Source organism: Photobacterium andalusiense, assembly GCF_900185625.1.
In the GTDB taxonomy this organism is placed as follows: Bacteria; Pseudomonadota; Gammaproteobacteria; order Enterobacterales; family Vibrionaceae; genus Photobacterium; species Photobacterium aquimaris.
The window spans coordinates 1-20,960 of sequence record NZ_FYAJ01000009.1 but is presented as its reverse complement, the minus strand read 5'-3'; the positions used below and the strand labels follow the sequence as shown (position 1 = coordinate 20,960).

At 38.5% G+C, this 20,960-nt stretch carries 13 protein-coding genes, 1 tRNA gene and 1 rRNA gene; 7 read left to right on the top strand and 8 right to left on the bottom strand.

Annotation, left to right across the window (positions count from 1 at the left end):
* Nucleotides 1-20: 20 nt before the first annotated feature.
* Nucleotides 21-1,529, bottom strand: coding sequence for a leucyl aminopeptidase (gene pepA / locus PAND9192_RS16480; RefSeq protein WP_060998556.1), 1,509 nt, complete (start codon nucleotides 1,527-1,529; stop codon nucleotides 21-23).
* 194 nt (nucleotides 1,530-1,723) lie between these two features.
* On the opposite strand from pepA, the gene lptF reads away from it, so the two are divergent.
* A complete protein-coding gene (lptF, locus tag PAND9192_RS16475) occupies nucleotides 1,724-2,824 on the top strand; it encodes an LPS export ABC transporter permease LptF (RefSeq protein ID WP_087854616.1) in 1,101 nt (366 codons plus the stop codon).
* The gene (gene lptG, locus PAND9192_RS16470) at nucleotides 2,824-3,897 is read left to right on the top strand and encodes an LPS export ABC transporter permease LptG (RefSeq protein WP_065176386.1); all 1,074 of its coding nucleotides are present in this window, start codon (nucleotides 2,824-2,826) and stop codon (nucleotides 3,895-3,897) included. Before lptF ends, lptG begins: the two co-directional genes overlap by 1 nt.
* Before the next feature lie 60 nt (nucleotides 3,898-3,957).
* Here lptG and PAND9192_RS16465 read toward each other — a convergent pair whose 3' ends face one another.
* Nucleotides 3,958-4,449, bottom strand: a complete 492-nt coding sequence (locus PAND9192_RS16465; protein ID WP_087854615.1) for an RDD family protein — start codon at nucleotides 4,447-4,449, stop codon at nucleotides 3,958-3,960.
* A 241-nt stretch (nucleotides 4,450-4,690) separates the two neighbouring features.
* Between PAND9192_RS16465 and PAND9192_RS16460 the strand changes: the two genes are divergently transcribed.
* Nucleotides 4,691-4,775, top strand: a tRNA-Leu gene (locus PAND9192_RS16460).
* A 173-nt stretch (nucleotides 4,776-4,948) separates the two neighbouring features.
* On the opposite strand, the gene PAND9192_RS16455 is transcribed toward PAND9192_RS16460, so the two are convergent.
* A complete protein-coding gene (locus PAND9192_RS16455; RefSeq protein ID WP_087854614.1) occupies nucleotides 4,949-6,271 on the bottom strand; it encodes a porin in 1,323 nt (440 codons plus the stop codon).
* Between the two features lie 425 nt (nucleotides 6,272-6,696).
* Between PAND9192_RS16455 and PAND9192_RS16450 the strand changes: the two genes are divergently transcribed.
* A complete protein-coding gene (locus PAND9192_RS16450; protein WP_087854613.1) occupies nucleotides 6,697-7,563 on the top strand; it encodes a PA4780 family RIO1-like protein kinase in 867 nt (288 codons plus the stop codon).
* A 76-nt stretch (nucleotides 7,564-7,639) separates the two neighbouring features.
* On the opposite strand, the gene PAND9192_RS16445 is transcribed toward PAND9192_RS16450, so the two are convergent.
* Complete coding sequence (locus tag PAND9192_RS16445; protein ID WP_087854612.1) at nucleotides 7,640-8,323, bottom strand: 2'-5' RNA ligase family protein; 684 nt, start codon at nucleotides 8,321-8,323, stop codon at nucleotides 7,640-7,642.
* A gap of 517 nt (nucleotides 8,324-8,840) precedes the next feature.
* Here PAND9192_RS16445 and PAND9192_RS16440 point away from each other — a divergent pair.
* On the top strand, nucleotides 8,841-10,841 hold the full coding sequence (locus PAND9192_RS16440; protein WP_087854611.1) for an oxidoreductase: 2,001 nt from the start codon (nucleotides 8,841-8,843) through the stop codon (nucleotides 10,839-10,841).
* Nucleotides 10,842-11,457: 616 nt separating this feature from the next.
* Here the strand turns inward: PAND9192_RS16440 and cadA are convergent.
* The 3 genes from cadA to PAND9192_RS16425 form a co-directional block, all read right to left on the bottom strand.
* Nucleotides 11,458-13,590, bottom strand: coding sequence for a lysine decarboxylase (cadA, locus tag PAND9192_RS16435; protein ID WP_087854610.1), 2,133 nt, complete (start codon nucleotides 13,588-13,590; stop codon nucleotides 11,458-11,460).
* Nucleotides 13,591-13,678: 88 nt separating this feature from the next.
* The gene (gene cadB / locus PAND9192_RS16430; protein ID WP_087846004.1) at nucleotides 13,679-15,031 is read right to left on the bottom strand and encodes a cadaverine/lysine antiporter; all 1,353 of its coding nucleotides are present in this window, start codon (nucleotides 15,029-15,031) and stop codon (nucleotides 13,679-13,681) included.
* 475 nt (nucleotides 15,032-15,506) lie between these two features.
* Nucleotides 15,507-16,973: a winged helix-turn-helix domain-containing protein gene (locus PAND9192_RS16425; protein ID WP_087854609.1), complete on the bottom strand. Its 1,467-nt coding sequence runs from the start codon at nucleotides 16,971-16,973 to the stop codon at nucleotides 15,507-15,509.
* A gap of 294 nt (nucleotides 16,974-17,267) precedes the next feature.
* Here PAND9192_RS16425 and lysS point away from each other — a divergent pair, with 294 nt between their 5' ends.
* Nucleotides 17,268-18,773: a lysine--tRNA ligase gene (lysS, locus tag PAND9192_RS16420; RefSeq protein WP_087854608.1), complete on the top strand. Its 1,506-nt coding sequence runs from the start codon at nucleotides 17,268-17,270 to the stop codon at nucleotides 18,771-18,773.
* 94 nt (nucleotides 18,774-18,867) lie between these two features.
* Here the strand turns inward: lysS and tsgA are convergent, their stop codons facing one another.
* Nucleotides 18,868-20,055 carry an MFS transporter TsgA gene (tsgA, locus tag PAND9192_RS16415; protein ID WP_087854607.1) on the bottom strand — a complete coding sequence of 396 codons (1,188 nt, stop codon included), beginning with the start codon at nucleotides 20,053-20,055 and terminating at the stop codon, nucleotides 18,868-18,870.
* Nucleotides 20,056-20,845: 790 nt separating this feature from the next.
* Between tsgA and PAND9192_RS16410 the strand changes: the two genes are divergently transcribed.
* Nucleotides 20,846-20,960 (top strand): 16S ribosomal RNA (locus PAND9192_RS16410); the annotation flags it as partial.

The window sequence follows — 20,960 nt, the reverse complement described above, 5'->3', positions numbered from 1 at the left end:
ATGGCCCTTTTCTGAGTGTCTTATTCGACAATCTCTTGGCCTGCTCGATTGAGAAGGAATTGGACCAGCAATGGCACTGGACGTCCAGTTGACCCTTTCGCTGCACCACCTTTCCAAGCAGTACCAGCAATATCTAGGTGAGCCCAATTATACTTCTTAGTAAAGCGTGATAAGAAGCAAGCTGCAGTGATCGTACCTGCACCCGGTGTACCTAGGTTAGCCATATCTGCAAATGGACTTGCAATTTGCTCTTGGTACTCATCACTCATCGGTAAGCGCCAAGCGCGATCGCCCGATTGCTCTGATGCATTAATTAACTCATGTGCTAATGGATTATGGTTACCCATTAAACCACTAATATGATGGCCAAGTGCCACCACACATGCTCCTGTTAATGTAGCAATATCAACCACACACTCAGGGTCAAAACGCTCAACATAAGTTAATGCATCACATAACACTAAACGGCCTTCAGCATCAGTATTTAACACTTCAACTGTTTGACCTGACATGGTGGTTAAAATATCACCCGGACGGTAAGCACCGCCACCTGGCATATTTTCACAGCCTGCTAAAATACCCACGACATTGATTGGTAGGTTTAATTTAGCCAGTGCTTTCATGGTACCAAACACGGAAGCTGCACCACACATGTCATACTTCATTTCGTCCATTTGCGCACCAGGCTTGATAGAAATACCGCCTGAGTCAAATGTTAAGCCTTTACCTACCAATACAATTGGTTTGGTATCTGGATCTGGGTGACCTTTATATTCAATCACCGACATCATGGCTTCATTTTTAGAACCTTGGCCAACAGCAAGGTATGAGGTCATACCTAAGGTTGCCATTTCTTGTTCACCAATAATTTTAGTACTTACTGTTTCAAAATCATCGGCTAAACGACGTGCCTGTGAGGCTAAATAAGCAGGGTTTGCCACGTTAGGCGGCATATTACCAAGGTCTTTACTAGCTTTAACGCCAGAAGAAATAGCAAGACCATGAGCAATAGCGCGTTCGCCTAAAGACAGTTCGCGACGTGTTGGTACATTAAAAACTAATTTGCGTAGTGGACGGCGCGTCTCTGGCTTGTTACTTTTAAATTGATTAAAAGTGTAAAGGCTATCTTTGGTGGTTTCTACTGCTTGACGTACTTTCCAGTAGGTATCACGACCTTTAACGTGCAGTTCAGTAAGGAAACATACTGCTTCCATTGAACCGGTTTCATTAAGGGTGCTAATGGTTTTTTTGATGATTTGCTTATACTGGCGTTCATCAAGCTCACGTTCTTTACCACAACCAACAAGTAGTACACGTTCTGACAATACGTTTGGAACATGATGTAATAGCAACATCTGTCCTGGTTTTCCTTCAAGATCACCACGACGTAGTAATGAGCTAATATAGCCATCACTTATTTTGTCTAACTGTTCCGCGATTGGAGAGAGGCGACGTGGCTCAAATACGCCCACGACAATACACGCACTGCGCTGTTTTTCGGGGCTACCGCTTTTGACACTGAACTCCATGCGTACTCCTAACATCCTATAAAGACAATTAACGCTAAATGTTAGATAATACCACACTTGCTTGCTCTGCCGAGATTTCGGTATAGGCTTAAAGCGCGGACTTACATTCAGCCGAAAGATAAAAAAATAACTAATTTAACCAAAAACTATAGTGATTCCATCAAAAAAACAAGTTTTCTATGGGAATATAACGCGTGATTATTGTTAGGTATTTGACGAGAGAGACAGTAAAAAGCCAATTAGCAGTCCTTTTTGTGCTTTTTCTTGTTTTTATTAGCCAAAAATTCATTCGCATTTTAGCACAAGCGACGGATGGTTCGATCCCAAGTGATCTCATTGTGACTTTAATGGGACTCTCTATTCCAGCAATGGCGTTGCTGATGTTACCACTGAGTTTATATATTGGCATTTTGCTTACATTTGGCCGTTTGTACGCTGAAAGTGAAATTACGGTAATGAGCGCTACCGGCATGGGGAATAAATTTCTTATTCGTGCCGCCTTAGCGTTAGCCTTGATTACCGGCTCGATCGCAACAGCCAATTCATTGTGGGTTGCACCGTGGGCACAATATAAAATTGAACAAATTACCGAACAAGCTAAAGCCGATCCGGGTTTAAATATGCTGGTTAAAGGGACGTTTCAGATGACACCTAATGGTTCTGGCGTAGTGTTCGTTAATGATATTACCGATAAAGGCTCAAAGCTGCACAATGTCTTTGTTGCTCAATTAAGAGCGCAAGATACGTTGCAACCTAGCGTTATGGTGGCAAAGCGTGGTTTTGTGACAGAGCAACCCGATGGTCGTCAAATGTTGGATTTACAGCAAGGTACCCGTTATGAAGGTGTACCGACGCAGCTTAATTATGGCATCACTCAATTTGATGATTATCAAGCGTTAATTGGTCAGCGTAAAGTGAAGCAAGGCGACCGTGATTGGGAAGCAAAAACTACTGCTGAATTATTAAAAGATCCAACTAAAGCGGCGACGGCAGAGCTTCAATGGCGATTATCGCTAATTCTATGTATTCCGTTATTAGTGATGATTGTGGTGCCATTGTCTGCGGTTAATCCGCGTCAAGGACGGTTTGCAAAATTAGCACCTGCAGTATTGATTTACTTAGCTTATTTCTTAGCAATATCATCAGCAAAATCTGCGATTGAAGATGGTTTCATTCCGGGGTGGGTAGGAATGTGGCCGATTAATATTGGTGCGTTATTGATCGCCATTGGTTTAAATTGCTGGGATAGTTTACCGGTTCGACGCCTCAAAGATAAATTACGGAGACGCGGTTAATGTTTAAAATTCTCGACTGGTATATTGGCCGAACTATTATCGCGACATCGGCATTAACCTTATCAACGTTAGTGGGTTTATCTGCCATCATTAAATATGTTGAGCAGTTACGTAAAGTGGGTCAAGGCAGTTATGACTTACTAAAAGCATTGTATTTTGTGTTGTTATCGATGCCACAAGATATTGTGACATTCTTTCCGATGGCGGTATTACTTGGCGCATTAATTGGTTTAGGGATGTTAGCCTCAAGCTCTGAGCTGGTGGTAATGCAAGCTGCGGGATTTTCGAAGTTAGATATAGGTTTATCAACCTTAAAAACCGCGGTGCCATTAATGATCATTGTGACCTTATTAGGCCAATGGGGTGCACCACAAGCACAAAAAGCTGCGCGTGAGCTGCGAGCATTATGGATCAGTGGTGGCAGTATGCTATCGGTTCAAAGTGGTGTGTGGGCTAAAGATGATAATGACTTTATTTATCTCGGCCGTGTGCATGATAAAAATCAAATTGATGTGGTTAATATTTGGCAATTTAATAGTCAAGATAAACTGCTTGATGTGTTATCAGCCAAGACAGCCAGTTATGACGCTCAAAAAGGCTGGACGATGCATAATGTGACTGTGACTGATATGACCAATAAGGCTCAGATCAGCAACACCCATTATGAGACTAAAAAATGGCAAACTACGTTAACGCCCGATAAATTAGCGGTAGTAACCGTGAAACCTGAAGAATTATCGTTATCTGGGTTATATGACTATGTCGGTTATTTAAAGGAATCTAAGCAAGATGCTATGCGTTATGAATTGGCATTTTGGCGTAAAGCATTACAACCTGTTTCCATCGCAGTAATGATGCTATTGGCATTATCATTTGTGTTTGGCCCATTGCGCTCTGTGACCATGGGAGCGCGAGTATTATCTGGGGTAATTTTTGGTTTTGCTTTCTATATTTCAAATGAAGTCTTTGGACCGATGAGTTTGGTATATAACTTACCACCGTTTATCGGCGCACTTGCGCCAAGTCTGGTGTTTTTAGCGATAACCATCTACTTACTCAGACGTAAATTATAACGATAAAAAGGGAGCCTGATGGCTCCTTTTTTATTGGCTGTTGTCTTAAATGATAGCGTATTATTTGACGTTATCTGTCACGACCATTTCACATTCAGCCATAATATCTTGCATTGAGCGACGCTGACTATTAAATGCCAGTAAGTTACCTAAACCAAAAGCAGAGGTAGCAATACGAATCAATGCTTGAGTGATTTTAATGTGTGAACCATCTTGGTTTTGAAGTTTGAGTTTCCATGCTCGCATGCCTAATGTTTGCCCTGCTTGAGTCCAGAAATAGCCATAAAAACCAATAATAATCATAGCAAGATAAGCACTATATAACATGCTGGCGGTGGGATCTGACATCAAATAGTCACTGGCATCTTGGTAGTTACCTAATGTAAGCACACCAATATAAAGTAGTGCTGCCACGATCGCCATCGCTAGCGCACCTGCAACCATTAAAATAGCCACGATGATCAACATATCGTAGAACCAAGCGCCTAAACGACGAAATAAGCTAGGGTATTGGTGTGAAGGGACAATATGCTTTGGCTTGATTTTCTTCATGATGGTTCCAGTATCAATGATGGATGAACAAATCCTTATGATCGGCAGTGTAGCAGTAAACGAAATACGAATGAATGCACTAAATTGCTACAAAATATATTCAGTGCTGTATTAGCGATGGTTTGATTAGCAGCAATACAATCAATCTAGTTTAAAAAACCAACGGTCTGGTATTTATATTATAAAAATTCTAGCTAATTGCTTGCGCATCAACACGATATACGTATAATAGCCACCATAAGCCCGAGTGGTGAAATTGGTATACACGACGGATTCAAAATCCGTTTCCTTCGGGAGTGACGGTTCAAGTCCGTCCTCGGGCACCAAATTTCAGAGAAAAGCCTCAATCGTAAGATTGGGGCTTTTTTTGTGCCTCATTGTCATTCTAAATTTCTTAAGTTCGCTTTTCACCTTGTCATCAATCAAAGGAAAGCGGGTTTAAGTCCCCCTTTAAAAAAGCCCCACCAGAATGTTGAGGCTCAGATCTTATTTGTTGTTATTAAAATACTGAATAAGGGACGATTACTTGTAGACGAACATCTGTTTCATCTCTACCTACGGTGGCTGATTTAATTTCGTCACGGGTTAACCACGTGCTATGTAACTGCACCACACTGCCTTTTAAAGTGCCTTGTTGAAGGGTATAGCCAACAGTACCATTTACTGCTGCTTCACTGCTGTAGCCGACTTTATTGCTGTTCATTCCTGAGCCGTAACCTACACCCATATAGTAGTTCCAGCCATTACCTGCATTAAAAGATAATCGGTTATACATTGATACTTCACCAGATTGGTTCCAATCTGATAACGCATCCCAAAATTGTGACCAATTGCCGTTATTCATGGCGTAGGTATAAATAGTACGTGGCACAATTTCAGTATCATTATTACTGTTGGCATAACGCAGTTGAGATAGCCAACCCCATTGACCATGATTGATATGTAACGATAGCCCAGACATATAACCTAAACCGTTATATTTAACCTTGTCGTTAACGCCATAAAAATCAGCCGCGAGTTGAGTATTAGGGTTTAGTTGATAACGGGCATAGAGTTTATAAGAGGTTGGATTCACGCTACGGCTGGTGCCGCTATAACGAACATCCATTGCTTGACCAATACCGAGATTATAAGAAAAATCTCCTACAGTGTTTTCATAACCTAATGAATGTAAATAGTTCCACTGCGTATTTGCCCAACCAACATAATCATTTTCACTTAATAACCATGGTGCAGTGTATTTATCAGCCCAGAAGTAAGTTAGTTTACCACCACCAACATGCGTATTAAGTTCTAAGCCACGGTAAGTACCGGGTACAAATGACCACACATTACCAACGGTGCCATTACCTGTGGATTGAATTAAACCGACTTTACCGCTAAAGAGATCATGGTATTTAAATTTAATCGCGGCTGTATAAAGTTTTAGATGAGGACCATTACCTGCGCCCCAATCTTGGTTATGTGAAAATGAAATCTCATTGGATAAATACTGGTCATTATTATTTTGAATACTGTTGTTATAGACATCTCCAGCTAAATAACCAGCAACATCGACCCCAATAAAATTGTTATAGTAACCAGAATTTAAATCGACAATGGCATTGTAAGCGGAATAATTTAATCGACTATGGTAATTAGAGTCAGCATGAGCATTATTGCTACGAACGCGAGTATCACTGATAAATTTAGTCGTAAGTGATGAGCCGTTAATAAAGCCATTAGCCGTTGTTGTTTGTGCCATTGCTAATGGTGATAACGTTAACGCACTGATGATTGTTAGAGTGAGTAATGATTTTTGGGGTAGCAAGCAATTGTTCATGTGATTTCTCATTATTATTCTTATTGTTAAATCGTTACCCATTAATGGGTGGTATTTATATTGGCGCTAATAATGGAAGCAGCTGAAAATGAAAGCTATATTGAAGAGCGGAATTTTATGTTGTTGTTTTCTAAGTTGAATGTTGTAGCTATTGTGTCATCCGTTTATTGATATTACTTACGCCTTGGTTTGTTACTATTGGAAGGCACTGAATATAGGAACAATATGGCAAGCGCTTAGTTTTACCTTATTGTTTTTTAAGGAAAATATTTTAGTTGTTGTCGATGGTGGTTAGTGTAGCGGTGTTATACCTAATGTGCTGGTTTAGAAATAACCACCTATCAATACTTGTTAAATATTTTCAGCTAGCGATAATGCGATATTATAAGCAGGTATATTTCCAGTTACGGACAAATGTAGGTGTAATGAAGATTCCTCCACGGTTACAACCTTTGGTTGAAGATGGTCTTATTGATGACGTTTTATCTCAGCTGATGAGCGGTAAAGAAGCCTCTGTGTATGTTGTTCGCAGTGGTGGTAAAATTTGTTGCGCCAAGGTCTATAAAGAAATTGACCAGCGTAGTTTTAAAAAGGCAGTGACCTACCGTGAAGGGCGTAAGGTACGTAATAGTCGTCGTGCACGTGCCATGGAAAAAGGCTCTAAATTTGGCCGTGATGAACAAGAAAAAGTATGGCAACAAGCAGAAGTTGATGCGTTATCATTATTGCTAAAAGCGAATGTGCGTGCCCCGATTCCTTATGGTTGTTTTGATGGGGTGTTATTGATGGAGTTAATTACAGATGCCGACGGTGCTGTTGCTCCACGTTTAAATGATATCACGCTAACCAAAGAACAAGCCTTACGCGATCATGGGTTAATGATCACTTATATCAAGCGCATGTTATGCATTGGTCTTATTCATGGTGATTTATCAGAATTTAATGTGCTGGTGGATGGTCAAGGTCCAGTAATTATTGATTTACCCCAAGCAGTAGATGCTTCTGCAAATAATAACGCTAAATGGATGTTTGAGCGTGATGTAAATAACATGGCTAATTATTATGGTCGTTATGCGCCACAAGTACTTGAAACCCAATATGGCAAAGAAATGTGGGCATTATTTCAAGCAGGTACGCTAACCCCTGAGACTGAATTAACCGGGGTATTTATTGAAACCGAGGTTGATGCTGATATAGATGGTTTAATGGCAGAAATTAATGCTGTTATGGCTGAGGCAGAATTACGTCGAGCACGTTTCATGGATGAAATGCATGAACAAGAAAGTGAGTAATCGCTTTCGTTTTTTAGCTTGATATAGAAAGGGTAAAGATAAAAGCCTCAATATAGTTGAGGCTTTTTTGTAACTGTTATTTGGCAAATGAATAGTGGGCAATAACAGCTTTAGCCTGACCGTTACTATTAACCGCAGCAATGCCTATTCCCAATGCATTAAACTTCATTGGCTGAAATTTTTGGCCATAATTGGTCATAAACTGGGTTAGTTTTTGAGGATCAGATTGCGCTAATAAGGTGATATGGGGTTCAAAATTAGTAAAGACATTAGGACTACCATAGCGTTGGAATGCAGCTAGTTTTTCAGGGTAGTGACTTACCCAAGCGGGCGCTTTTTGAACCATGCTACGTAGTGGAGAGACAGTAATGGCTGCGGTATCTGCTAAGCGTTGCAGCTCACGGGTATTACTTATTTCGAGCATCAACCAGTCTCCTTTGGTGCGCTCAATATGTTCAAGTGTTAATGGAAATTGATGCCATTGGCTTGCTAGTTGTTGGGCTTGTTGCTTAAGTAACTTGAGATTTGAGGTTGAATATTGTGATAAATAGAGCGTGATATGAGGTAAATAACCTTGACTGTAAAGAGAAGATAACTGTTGTTGTTTAAGTTGGTTGCTAATGGTTGACACTGTTTTATCAACATTGTGGCTTGGGATTAAAAACAGGTTATAACTGGTTGTTGAGGAAGAAGAGGGGCTTGCCAGTGCGACTTGACTGATACTGATCAAAGCCAGTGTTAACATGCATTTTTTAAGCATTTGGGAATTCCTAAAAAAGTAATCAATAAGATATTGTATTCCTTTTAGGTATGTTGTTTTGTGGTGGCGCTAACAACATTCAGTGTTAAATAACGTTGATTGAAGATTGTTTAAGTGATTTTATCAATGTGATGGTGAATATTTTTTCATGGTTGGCTTTGTCTGGTTTTACAGGCGATAACGACTTATTTCATTAATGATGGATATTTTCACCGTAAATGCTAATCAAGACCCTAAGCCACTATTAGGTTGCATTGAATACAGTATTGCTGTGGTATCTATCAAACACTATATCCCTACTTTATATAGTGATTTGTCGTGGTTTCCATAACAATAGCTTTAAAGGCAGCATTAGTGATGACTTTAGTTGGTAAGGTAATAAAAACTAATGTAATTGTCATACAAAAAGCAATTATTATGATATATGAGCATATCCAACATGCATTTAATGCACTTAATTAATAGTATTTTTACTTTTAGACTTTGGGTTACTGTTGGTTAACTCAAAAGTATAATAATGAATAGATCAGAACTCTTTACCCCAATGAAAATTGGTAGCGTAACTATTAAAAACCGAATTGTAATGGAACCAATGGGTCTAATGGGACTTGCTGGCCGTGAAGGCGAATTTAATCAACGCGCTGCTGATTATTTTGTTGAAAGAGCGAAGGGCGGTGTTGGTCTGATTATTACGGGCTTTACTAAGGTAGAAAATGAAATTGAACGCATGAAAATGCCGACATTTACCTGTGTAACTCATAATCCTACTGCTTTTGAAAATTCATGTTATGAAATGATTGAGCGCGTGCATTCTTATGGCGCAAAAATCTTCTTACAAGTGTCTGCGGGTCTTGGTCGCGTCGCAAAACCGACACTGCTTGAAACTCAGCCGGTCGCACCAACAGAAGTACCTAACTATTGGCAACCTGATGTGATGTGTCGTGCCTTAACCACAGAAGAAGTGGAACGCATTATTTCTCGTTTTGAGGAAGCGGCAGCGATTGCTAAAAAAGTTGGTTTTGATGGTATTGAACTGCATGCAGTGCACGAAGGTTATTTAGCCGATCAATTTACTATGTCAGTGTTTAACAAAGATCGTAGCGACCGTTTTAACGGTGATCTTGAACAACGTGCGACTTTCCCAATTGAAATTCTTAAAGCGATTCGTCGTGGTGCGGGTGAAAACTATCCAGTAACCGTACGTTACAGTATTCGTTCATTTATTAAAGAATTGGGTAAAGGCGGTATTAATATCGCAGCTAAAGAATCTGGACGTGATACTGAAGAAGGACTTGAGTTAGCTAAGATCCTTGAAAAAGCGGGTTATGATGGCTTTAATGCCGATACTGGCTCTTATGATGCATGGTATTGGGCGCACCCACCGCTATACGCGAAAGATGGCCTATACCTACCATTTGTTAAACAACTTAAAGATGTTGTTAATGTGCCTATCATCATGGGCGGTAAGATGGGTGATCCTCAACTTGCTCAAGACTCGATTAAAAATGGTTCAATTGACTTTGTTGGTTTAGCGCGTCCGTTATTGACTGATCCTGAGTGGCCAAATAAGGTCATGAAAAATCGTGAAGAGCAAATTCGTCCATGTATCGGTTGTCACGATGGCTGTTTACAACGTATTTTCAACCATAAGCCAATTTCATGTTCAGTGAATCCTGCTTGTGGTCGTGAAAAGATCTATAACATTGAAAAAGCATTAGAACCTAAGCGTGTAATTGTTATCGGTGGTGGTATTGCGGGTCTTGAAAGTGCTCGAGTAGCAAAACTTGCTGGTCATGAAGTGAAGCTATTTGAAAAATCAGATCAAATTGGTGGTCATATTTATGAAGCTGCTGCACCTGATTTCAAAAAAGCGGATGAGAAATTGCTTGATTGGTATCGTGTTGAGCTAGAGCGCCTTGCTGTACCAATGTATTTAAATACTGCTATTGATAAAGACTCAAAAGAGTTAGATGACGCGCAAGCAGTGATTATTGCAACAGGTTCAGTGCCAGTACGTTTACGTAATATTGAAGGTATTGATGAACCACAGATTTGCAGCGCCGATGATATTTTATTAGCTAAAAAGCCAGTTGGCGATGACGTGGTTATTATTGGTGGCGGTTTAGTGGGTTGTGAAGTTGCACTATGGCTTAAGAATCAAGGTAAGCAAGTAACAGTGGTTGAGTACCTGTCTAAAGTGATGGATGGTGGTGCTGATACTAACTGGGCTAACAAATCAATGCTGCTTGATTTGATGGAAGAAGCGCAAGTTAACATTATGACCAGCAGTAAGTTTGTTGGTTATAAGAATGGCCATGCGCATATCGAAACAGCGAATGGCATTGAGCAGATTGTAGCTGATAACGTTTGTATTGCTGTGGGTTACTCCAGCGTTAACGATCTTCATGACGAGATTTTAAGTCGTGGTAAAGATACTTACCTCATTGGTGATGCACGTAAAGTGTCTAATATTATGAATGCGGTTTGGGATGCTTACGAAGTCGCACGTAATATTTAATTAGCGCCAATAAACTAAATAGTAAGGCACACTCATCTGAGTGTGCCTTTTTTTGATCTGTTGTTAGTGAAGATCGCGTCGAGGTTTTAGGATTGAGATGTGAGATGTGGGATGTGAGATGTGAGATGCGAGGTTAGAGTGTAGTGGTTAGAGTGTAGTGGTTAGAGTGTAGTGGTTAGAGGTTTCGAGGGACTCGCTCGATACATCCTGACAATTTGAGCTGGGAGTAGATGAATATGATGCTTATTATTTTGAAAATATCGCTCCCCAATAATGAGCAGAGCCACACGCCGCCATATAAATTATAGATGTAGGATATTGGGCTATAAATGCGACCATTTAAGCTTGAGACATGTTTTGATTAGACTTTAATTTTCCATGTTGATTAAACAATGCAACTTGAAAAACGTTTTTAGCGAGATCAATACAAATAGTGCTAGGCTTATTCATGGTGTGGGCTCCTTTTTGGTTGACGCTATAACTGTAGCTGACAATGTCAGTAAGGTGGGGAGTCCATACCACTGAGGAAGAGCTGTTACACAGAATTATTTACAGGATCTAAAAAAGGCATGCTATTACTAGCATGCCCTAATATGACTTATGTCGATCGTATTGATTACTGCTTGATCACTTTCACTTTGTAAACACCATCAACGTTGTAAACACCGTGAATGTCAGTTTCAAAGCCAGGGAAGTGATTACCAATTTCGCATAGCATTTCAAGGAAATCTAATACAGGGCGAGATTGCTCAGTCACCATTTCGCCAGGAAGCACAACAGGCACGCCTGGAGGATAAGGAAGGATCATATTGGCACTGATTTCATTGACCATTTCTGATAATGGAATCTCACGAACCTCACCACGTAGCTCTTGTTGCCATGCATCATGTGGTGTCATCTTCATTTCTGGTAACACATCAAATGCTTTGTACATAAGCTCGGGTAATTGGAATTTCACGGTTAAATCGTGAATACCTTGTGCAAGATCTTGTACACGCATATTAGCGTAGAATTGAGGATCTTCTTGGTATAGTGCTGGCAAGAATGACTTGATAGTCATGTTACGATCATAGCCACGTTTGAACTCAGTTAATGCGCGTAATAGCTGCATTGCTTTTGGTTTATCAATACCAATTGAGAACAAGAATAATAAGCTGTATGGACCGGTTTTTTCAACTACGATACCGTGTTGGTCAAGGAACTTAGCTACGATAGAAGCCGGAATACCTGTTGTAGATAGTTCGCCCTCTTCGTTCATTCCTGGTGTAAGTAGGGTGATCTTGATTGGATCAAGGAACATATGATCTTCATCGATATTCTTGAAACCATGCCATTTATCATTAGGGTTTAGGTTCCAACATTCCGTTGTTTCAATGTTTTCTGGTTGCCAAACATCAAAGAACCAACCGTCACATTCAGAACGTAGTTTTTTAATTTCTTTACGGAAACGAATTGCGCGGTCGATTGAGTCTTGAATTAAACGACGACCAGCATTGCCATGCATCATAGCAGCAGAAATTTCAGCAGACGCCACAATACCGTATTGTGGTGATGTTGAAGTGTGCATCATGAATGCTTCGTTAAAAGACTCTTCTTCAAGCTCACCTTTAACATGAATCATTGAAGCTTGTGAGAATGCAGCCAGTAATTTATGGGTTGATTGTGTTTCATAGAACACTTTACCCGGCATAGCTTCACCACTCATACCACATTTACCTTCGTAAATAGGGTTAAAGTTAGTGTAAGGCACCCAAGCACTATCAAAGTGGATAAACTTAGTATCCAGTGACTCTTTAATAAATTGGGTATTGTAGAATAAACCATCGTAAGTTGAGTTAGTGACTACCGCATAACCTGGTTTAGTTGCACCTGGAGTATTTGCTACTTTTTCTGCAATGACTTCACGGCTAAATTCACTCTTAGGAATACCACCTAAAATACCGTAAGCGTTACGTGTTGGACGAAAGTAAATAGGCACAACATCGGTCATCATCATCATGTGAGTTAATGATTTATGACAGTTACGGTCAACCAATACTGTGCTGCCAGCAGGAGCTGAGAACATACCAACAATTTTGTTTGCAGTTGAAGTACCGTTAGTCACAATGTAAGAACGATCAGCGTTAAATGTACGCGCAATGTATTCTTCGGCTTCTTTGTGAGGACCTGAGTGATCCAACAATGAGCCAAGTTCAGGCATTGAGATTGAAATATCTGCTTTAAAGGTATTTGCACCGTAGAAATCGTAGAAAATGCTACCTACAGGGCTTTTGTTAAATGCAGTACCTGACATGTGACCCGGAGTACAGAACGTATACTTAGCTTCATCAACGTAGTTAAATAATGCTTTTGTTAGCGGTGGTAAAATACTGTCTTTGTAATCTTCAGTCGCTTGCTCAATTTTATGTGCAATATCAGAAGCACTACCAAGGCAATATTCAAAGAAATAAATATTTAAACGAAGATCAGCTAAATTAATATCTAAAGTAGAATGTTCATTAGCAAATGCATATAACGGTAATTTCTCGTTAATTTGGTTAATTTGTTGGCACAAGTCTAATGAGTAAGTATCCCAGTCAAAAATCACACCACTAATACGTGGGTTCATTTCAAGCAGCTTCATTAAATCCTTTTCATCAACAGGATACACAACTTTGTAGCCACGTGTTGCTAATGCTTGTTCTAATTCTTGAACTGGGTATTTTTTGAAGAATACGCCTAAGTTATTTAAGATTGCTATAGTATTCATTATTGAATATCTCCAGGGTGAACAAAGGCGCACCACTCCAATTTGGGAGGTGTAACGTGCGCCTTGATAATATTATTAGGGAGTAAACTTAGTGAGATTGCGCCACTTTATTCGCTTGTTCTTGTTGTTCTAGTTGTAAGTGTTGACGGAAGCCAAGCTTACGAGCGTAGAACATGAAGATAGCTAGCGAAACAACGAAAGTTGCGGCTAATGCTGATGGATCTGCACCAATAAGTGCGATGAAACAGAAGATACATGCAACACCTGCAAACAACATCACAAACACATTGCGAGTTGTCATACCTTCGTAACGAATTAAGTTAACAGCTGAGTAGAAGTAAGGCAGCATAGTTAATAGCACTGCGTCAGATGTTAGGATGTCAAATAGGTTTGAAGCATGACTATCACTAGAGCTAAAGATAGTGATTGCAATCATCAGGATAGTCATCATTACAGATGCTAAAACTAAACCTTTTTTAGCGACGCCATTTTTATCAGTTTCACCAAAAACAGCAGGGAAGTTGCCATCATTAGCTGCACGTTTGCCTGCCTCACCTACTAACATCATCCAAGAACCTAGAGATGTAAAGCACGCTAAAGCGGTAAATGCTGCAACAAATGGAGCTGTCCAAGCACCAAAGATAGCAGTTGTTGCAAGTGCAAATGGTGCACCAGAAGCTGCTACTTCAGAAGCTGGGAACATACCAGCAATAACTTGAGTTGATAGAATATAAATAACACCAGCAATAACGGTTCCAAGTAACGTAGCTAATGGCACTGTTTTCTTAGGATTTTTAACCATACCAGATGATACTGCTGCTGATTCAACACCAACAAATGACCAAAGGGTGATTAGAACCGCGCTAACAATAGCGTGTGAGTTTGAGCTATGTGAAGTATTCCAGTTTTGCATGTAAGTTGTCGCATCAAAATGCCCCCAACCAACCACTGCAGTACCAACGATAGGAACAAGAATAAGTACTAAGCCTAATGTACATAGACGACTTACCCATGAACCACCTAATAAGTTAATAATGGTGAAAATCCAAACTGAGGCAATAGTTGCGATTGCCGCTGGAATAGTGTTGTTCAAAATTGGGAAGAACACAGAAAGGTACGATACCCCAGTGATAGCGATAGCAAGATTACCAATCCAGTTAGCATGGTAATAAAGCACACCTGTTTGGAAGCCAAAAGCAGGCGAAACTTCACCAGCATAGGCAATTGGACCACCTTCTTGAGGGTTATTCGTTGCTAAACGAGCGTAAACAAAGGCCAAAGACAATGCGCCGACTAAACAAATAATCCAGCTATAAATAGATATTGAACCTACTTTTGCCAATGTCGAGGGCAAGAGTGCGATACCACTACCCATCATATTACCGGCTACCACACCGGTACAGGCGATTAAGCCTATTTTTTTTGATGTATCGGACGACATGTAACGATCTCCAAATAATACAATTATATTTAAAATGTTTAAGCATGTTTAACGTCAGTAATAAGAAGGATTTTGTTTCCACATAATCAATGACGAGTAATTTCGATTTAATCTACAGCAGATAGAAAAGTTAATTAAATAACCTTCTACTCAACGATAATTAAATAATAAAGTTGTTTTTTTTTAATTTTATTTATTTTTAAGCCCTTTAAAAACAGTATGTTATGGTTTTTGTGAAAAAATAAATTATTTATCAGTAAAATAATGGCCGTTTGATAATCGTTATAAACTTGGGGAGATATTAATTTAAGCTGTCGCGATACTATTGTTATTAACGCTAAGTCAGCATAGTCATTAACGATGATCACCAAATACAGGTCTATGCATTGCGACCTGCTAAAAAGGTAAATTAGTTACTGATTGAGAAATGAAATAAATAGTGTTGTTTAATGGTAAATATGTAGATGCTGTAAATTTAGTGCGGAGGTGTGACTTCAGCTATATTTATTTCTGATATGAAAACGAGTTTTTGACAGAGTTGAAGTGTTTCTTGAGAAGGCGATAAATACATAGCCATACTATAGTATTCGTTGGCTTGCTGTCTTTGATGCGTAAGTTCACTGAGCTTACCTAATAAAATGTAGCGTAATGCTGTATTTTGCTGAGACTGTAATGCCGCCAGTGATAAATAATGTTCAGCAGCGGTTAAATTACCTTGGTAAAGATCATTTAGTGCTAAAGCATCATATATTTCACTGGATACAAGCTGTTGATTTGGTGTAATGCTTTTGACTAATACTTTTCCATAATTCATCAATGTTGGCATTGATGTTACTTTATTGTTTATAGTTAGTATGATGGCATAAGCAAGGTATCGTTGTGCTAATAAATAACTATTTTTGGGCGATAACTTAATAAGTTTACTGATTTGTTTAATATAATTAATGTTCGTGTGACCATCATTATTTATGACACTAGGTAATTCAAGGTAGCCATACAAAATAGTAGGGTTGGTGAGAGTAATATGACTTTGAGTTTGTTGGTGATTGTAATTTAATGATTGTATAAGTTTATTGAGAAAACTATCTATAATTATATATGAGTTCTTACTATCAAGATGAAGATTTTGTTGTAACATAACTGTTTTTGATATGTTGTTAAATAGTTCGATATGTAATTGGTGTTGCTGATTGACGTAGAGTGACAGTGTTTTACCTGCATTAGGTTGCTCGCTGAAACTACTGATATAATTTGTAGATTTAAATAAGGCATTTTTGATTATCTTCGCAATCGAATATAACTGATTTGTCGATGACTGCTGTGCCAATTCAATATTTATTAAGCGCGGATTTAATATGGTTGTCGGTGGCGTAATCTTTTCGTTGCTCCAACTGATAAAAACAAGTGTAATTAATAACATAGTTAGAATGCAAATATCGAAAAACCAATGGTTCCATTTAACATTATTTGAACTTGTTGTTGTCGATGATGGTGCTTCTTTTGAGGTTTCGTTAAAAGCACGTGTCATTGGCCCTGCAGGGAAAGATGCATGGGATGAGGTGTCATTAGTGTGTTCATGTGAAGAGTGAAACTCCTCCAACTTAAAACCAGTGTTGGGATCGACATATATTTGTTGTACGTCGATATCAAGCTTATAACCCCGCTTTGGAATAGTAACAATCCAATGATCTTCATCCATTTTTTTGAGTGTTTTACGGAGCTCAAAGATAGATTGGGTGACGACTTGTTCACTAACAACAGCACCGTCCCAAACATTTTCAATTAATTCATCGCGTGTAAAAACAATGCCCTGATGCTTGGCTAAAAAGGCTAATAGCTTGGTAATTCTCGGTTCTATAATATAATTTTGTCCTGATTTATATAAACAATTTTCTGTTGTAATTAATAACCAGTTATTTATTTTATAATTTACCCAAGCCATTTGGTTTTTATTCTATTGTTAAAAAATATAATGAAATTAATTTCTATACTATTTGCTTTTATATATAGATGGAATTTTTTATTTAAATGGTAACTGTAATTTCATATTTCATTTTTAAATCTAAGAAATAAATAAATCATGTATTTCTGATGTTTTGTGATATAGGTCACGTTTTTTATTTTGTGGTTATTTATTTTAAAGTAAGTCTAATATCGGGTTATAAATATAGTTTTTTTAAATAAATATTCGAACCCTTCTTGCTTTAATAAAACGATTCATGGATAAGGAAATATTATGTTAGAAAATGAAATTGATGAAAATAGGCTGATTGCTGAACGTCGAGCAAAACTTGATTATATAAGAAAAGACAGTAAAGCAAATGGTCACCCAAATACTTTTCGTCGATTGAAATTAGCAAATGAATTAATCATTGAATTTAAAAATAAATCTAAAGAAGATTTGATTAATACTACTTATATAACCGCTGTCGCTGGTCGTATTATGGCAAAGCGTGGACCATTTTTGGTATTACAAGATGTTTCTGGACGTATTCAAGTTTATGCCGATAAACAGGTTCAGGCAGAGTTAAAGCAAAAATATCATGGTTTAGATATTGGCGATATTATTGGCGTAAAAGGCCAATTACATCGTTCTGATCGTGGTGAACTTTATGTCACCATGGATAGCTATGAGCTACAAACCAAAGCATTGCGCCCTTTACCTGAAAAATACCACGGTTTAACCGATCAAGAACAACGTTACCGCCAACGTTATGTAGATTTGATCATTAATGAAGAATCACGTAATACCATGATCATGCGATCTAAAGTGGTGGCAGCGATTCGTCAATTCATGATTAAACAACAATTTATGGAAGTTGAAACACCAATGATGCACCCAATTGCGGGCGGTGCTTCAGCGCGACCTTTTGTGACTCATCACAATGCGTTAGATATTGATATGTATCTTCGTATTGCGCCTGAGCTGTACTTGAAGCGCCTTGTCGTTGGTGGCTTTGAGCGGGTGTTTGAAATTAACCGTAATTTCCGTAATGAAGGTCTATCACCTCGTCATAACCCAGAATTTACCATGATGGAATTTTACATGGCATATTCTGATTACAATGATCTGATTGATTTTACAGAAAGTTTATTAAGTACCATTGCAAAAGATCTTTGTGGTAATACAGCATTACCTTATGGCGAGCATGTTATTGAGTTTAATGGACCTTATACTCGTATGACGATGTTGGCTGCAATTCAACACTACACTCAAGATAACCCTCGTATTCAAGCGCTAACCTATGATGATGTTAAAAATCGTGAGTTGATGGCAAATATTGCGCGAGAAGTTGGTCTAACGGTTGAACCATTTTGGACTTGTGGTCAGTTGTTAGAAGAAATTTTTGGTGAAACTGCTGAGCCTAAATTAATTCAACCAACATTTATTACTGGTTACCCAGCTGATATCTCACCATTAGCACGTCGTAGTAACGAAGATGCTTTCTTAACTGATAGGTTTGAGTTTTTTGTTGGTGGTCGTGAAGTCGCGAATGGCTTCTCTGAACTGAATGATGCTCAAGATCAAGATGCGCGTTTTAAAGCACAGATGGATGCAAAAGATGCGGGTGATGATGAGGCGATGCAATATGATGAAGATTATATTCGTGCGCTAGAATTTGGTTTACCACCAACAGCGGGTGAAGGGATTGGTATTGACCGCTTAGTGATGCTGTTTACGAATGCACATACTATTCGTGATGTGATTCTATTCCCATCAATGCGTCCTAATAATAATTAATAACAACTATAGCAGCGACAACAAATTCGCTGCTTTTATTCAAGTATAAAAAAAGCCTCAATTGATTGAGGCTTTTTTATTCGTACAATGTTAGTTAGTGACCACTATGGCCATGAATGCGGTGTTTAGTAACAAAGCCAACCAATACACACATTACAAATACAACAGCATATAAACCGTTGGCAGTAACTAATGCTGCGTGTGCACCGTAGTTTTTAACAATTGGACTTGTTACTACGAAAGTTAACATAGTACCGATTGTGCCGCATAACAGAATAAAGTTAACCAATTTTGGTGATGATACTTTGGTCTGTTGTGAGCCTAAGGTAATAATTGTGGTGTAAATAGCACTACTGATAAAGCCAAGTGCTGAAATGATATAGATAAGGTTGTGAGGATCAGTATCTTTATTAAATAGATACATCAACACAGTTGCTAATCCAGATAAAACAACTACAAAATAGTGCAGGTCGAATTTTTTAAGTAGAACACTGAAAATCCACATACCAATCATATAAGCACCCCAGAAGTAACTTACTAATTGGCCGGCATCGCTAATTGATAAACCTAGCTTTTGAGTTGCGTACTCAGGGATCCAAGAAATAAAGCCTAGCTGACCGAGGATGTAACATAAAGCAGCAATGGCTAGAAATAGAACACCTAATCCCCATTTTTCTTTTGGTTCATTAGTGGTCTCTTCTTGAGGTGCATCTTTACCTAATACTGGGAATGTAGAGATTAATGCTAATACGAAAATAGCAAGATAGATAACACCAATTGCAGCATATACCCAGTACCATTGCATGTGGTGTGCTAGCACTGCAGCAGAAATTACAGGGAAAATCATACCTGCCATACTGAAAAATGAATCAGTAAACAATAGGCGAGAACCTCGTTCTTTACCATCATAAATATGAGTAATTAAGTAAGTACCAATCGACATGGTAATACCACTTACTACACCAAGTACAAACATGCAGCCAGAGAAGATAGCAAGATTATGACCGAAAATAAGGCCAAGAATTGCTAATAGCATGAGAATGAAACCAAAAATGAGCTGGCGCTTAAGCGGTACAATTTCCATCAACCATACATTAAGGAAGATTGAAATTAAAATACCTGTATTAAGAAAGGTAAAAGTGTTACTCATGCTAGATATTGGCAAATCAAAATATTTGGCAATATCTCCCATAACGATACCGGTGACGATAATCAGAGATCCAGTTAGGGCATAAGATAAGAAACTTATCCACGTCAGAAGGATGCGATTCTGGTTTGTCATAGCAAATCCTGTATAGCTTTCGATTATAATTAAAGAGGCAGAATAAGATGCCAATTAATGAAAGGGCTGAATCCTAACATAAGGACTAGCTTTGTTTGTGACATACATCACCATTATATGACACGAGAGGATTTATCATACCAATAAGATATAAATAATCGAAATTTATAAGTTGGTTTTATTCTACTGGTTGTTTTTATTGTTTTTGTTTTTGTGTGAATTTAAGTTTTTTTAACAATATATGCTGTTATTTATATATTGTTACTGTCGCTTGGTCGTATTTAGATGCTTTTGCTTCATAAAATTGTCTTAGTTTAATTACGGCTATATAGAGAGGCGATATAGAATGATGTTATAGAACATGAAAAGCAGTAGTGGGTGATTATTTTTAAAGCGTATTTTGAGAATTTGATCACGGTGTACACTAACGCGCATTTTTTTTGATAAATTTGAAAATTAACACTTGCCAATGTGATCTAAGTCCCTATAATGCGACCTCACTGACACGGACAACGGCGCAAGCGGTTACCGAAAGTCAGGATGTTCTTTAACAATTTGACCATGCAATCTGTGTGGGCACTCGTTGAATAGTTAAGTCGAAAGATTTATCAATGAACTGAGTGACCAATACAAATAACCTAATCTATTTATAGAGAAGATTGTTTGGCACAGTCAATTCATTACCATTCTGTTGGAATGGTAATAGCTTTAAAATTACACTCTTTATTTATGAAGAGTTAGTTTTGAAGTCAGTATTCATTGAGCCGTTTCGAAAGAAACAACAAAACTTTAATTGAAGAGTTTGATCATGGCTCAGATTGAACGCTGGCGGCAGGCCTAACACATGCAAGTCGAGCGGTAACAGATTGATAGCTTGCTATCAATGCTGACGAGCGGCGGACGGG

Bases quoted from the DNA above. Each gene is read 5' to 3' on its own strand.
- PAND9192_RS16425 (WP_087854609.1), bottom strand. From the start codon at position 16,973: ATGGCTTGGGTAAATTATAAAATAAATAACTGGTTATTAATTACAACA.
- PAND9192_RS16455 (WP_087854614.1), bottom strand. From the start codon at position 6,271: ATGAACAATTGCTTGCTACCCCAAAAATCATTACTCACTCTAACAATC.
- cadA (WP_087854610.1), bottom strand. From the start codon at position 13,590: ATGAATACTATAGCAATCTTAAATAACTTAGGCGTATTCTTCAAAAAA.
- cadB (WP_087846004.1), bottom strand. From the start codon at position 15,031: ATGTCGTCCGATACATCAAAAAAAATAGGCTTAATCGCCTGTACCGGT.
- lysS (WP_087854608.1), top strand. From the start codon at position 17,268: ATGTTAGAAAATGAAATTGATGAAAATAGGCTGATTGCTGAACGTCGA.
- pepA (WP_060998556.1), bottom strand. From the start codon at position 1,529: ATGGAGTTCAGTGTCAAAAGCGGTAGCCCCGAAAAACAGCGCAGTGCG.
- PAND9192_RS16465 (WP_087854615.1), bottom strand. From the start codon at position 4,449: ATGAAGAAAATCAAGCCAAAGCATATTGTCCCTTCACACCAATACCCT.
- PAND9192_RS16440 (WP_087854611.1), top strand. From the start codon at position 8,841: ATGAATAGATCAGAACTCTTTACCCCAATGAAAATTGGTAGCGTAACT.
- PAND9192_RS16450 (WP_087854613.1), top strand. From the start codon at position 6,697: ATGAAGATTCCTCCACGGTTACAACCTTTGGTTGAAGATGGTCTTATT.
- PAND9192_RS16445 (WP_087854612.1), bottom strand. From the start codon at position 8,323: ATGCTTAAAAAATGCATGTTAACACTGGCTTTGATCAGTATCAGTCAA.
- tsgA (WP_087854607.1), bottom strand. From the start codon at position 20,055: ATGACAAACCAGAATCGCATCCTTCTGACGTGGATAAGTTTCTTATCT.
- lptG (WP_065176386.1), top strand. From the start codon at position 2,824: ATGTTTAAAATTCTCGACTGGTATATTGGCCGAACTATTATCGCGACA.